Source organism: Acinetobacter sp. NIPH 2100, assembly GCF_000369805.1.
In the GTDB taxonomy this organism is placed as follows: domain Bacteria; phylum Pseudomonadota; class Gammaproteobacteria; order Pseudomonadales; family Moraxellaceae; genus Acinetobacter.
This window is the reverse complement of the sequence record NZ_KB850224.1, coordinates 3,001,894-3,003,267: the sequence shown is the minus strand read 5'-3', so window position 1 is coordinate 3,003,267 and position 1,374 is coordinate 3,001,894. Positions and strand designations below refer to the sequence as shown.

Annotated in this window: 1 protein-coding gene; it reads left to right on the top strand. The window is 48.4% G+C overall.

Annotation, left to right across the window (positions count from 1 at the left end; translation table 11 throughout):
• A partial coding sequence (locus F887_RS18745; protein WP_212749625.1) for a beta strand repeat-containing protein occupies window positions 1–1,374 on the top strand: 1,374 nt, incomplete at both ends.

Below are 1,374 nucleotides of genomic sequence, written 5' to 3'. Positions count from 1 at the left end.
ATCACTGATACGCAAGTGTATAGCGTAGATATTACGCCACCAGATACAACAACGACTGTATTGACGATTGAACCAGTAACTACGGATAACATCATCAATGCAACAGAAGCTGCAGGCAATGTGACGATTACAGGAACCTTAACGGGTATTCCTGCGGATGCGGCAACAACTGCAGTTACTTTAGTGATCAACGGTGTGACTTATACTGCAACGGTTGATCCTGTGACAGGCAACTGGACCGCGAGTGTGGCAGGTAGCGACTTGGTGGCTGATGGTGATAAAACCATTGACGCGACAGCAACTTTTGCTGATGCGGCAGGCAATAGCACCACTGTTGTTGATACTCAAACGTATGTCGTCGATCTTACTCCGCCAAACCCAGCAGGAGCTGTACTCAATATTGATGCAGTGACAGCGGACAACGTAGTAAATGCGGCAGAAGGTGCGGGCAATGTGACCATCACTGGTACCTTGACTGGAATTCCTGCAGATGCAGCAACCATAGCAGTGACCTTACTGATCAATGGTGTGAGCTATACCGCAACGGTTGATCCTGTGACTGGTAACTGGACAGCGAGTGTTGCAGGTAGTGACCTGTTGGCGGATGGTGATAAAACCATTGATGCGACAGCGACTTTCACAGATACCGCGGGCAACAGCAGCAACATCACTGATATCCAAGTGTATACAGTAGACATTACTCCTCCAAACCCAGCGGGTGCGGTATTGAACATCGATGCAGTAACCGCGGATAACGTGGTCAATGCAACCGAAGGTGCTGGTAATGTCAGCATTACAGGTACCTTGACTGGAATTCCAGCAGATGCAGCAACCACGGTTGTGACTTTGGTCATCAACGGTGTGAGCTATACAGCAATTGTGAATACAATTGCAGGTACATGGACAGCGAGTGTAGCAGGCAGTGACCTGTTGGCAGATGGTGATAAAACTATTGATGCGACAGCGACCTTTACCGATACCGCGGGCAACAGCAGCAACATCACTGATACCCAAGTGTATACCGTGGATACCACGCCACCAGACAATAGTACGACAACAATCACAATCGATGTCATTGCTGGTAATGATATTGTCGACTCCACTGAAGCAGGTGCGAACCAAACCATCAGCGGAACCGTTACAGGTGAATACACGGTCGGTGATGTGGTCACCGTAAATGTGAATGGTGTAGACATCACGACTACAGTACAAGCTGGTGGTGCATGGACAGTAACTGTTGCAGGCGGTCAATTGGTGCTTGATGCAGACAAAGTAATTAATGTCAGTATTGCAGCGACGGATGCAGCTGGTAACGTAGGTACTGTCACAGCAGACCGTAGTTATACTGTAGATATCACAAATCCAGTGGTGGTG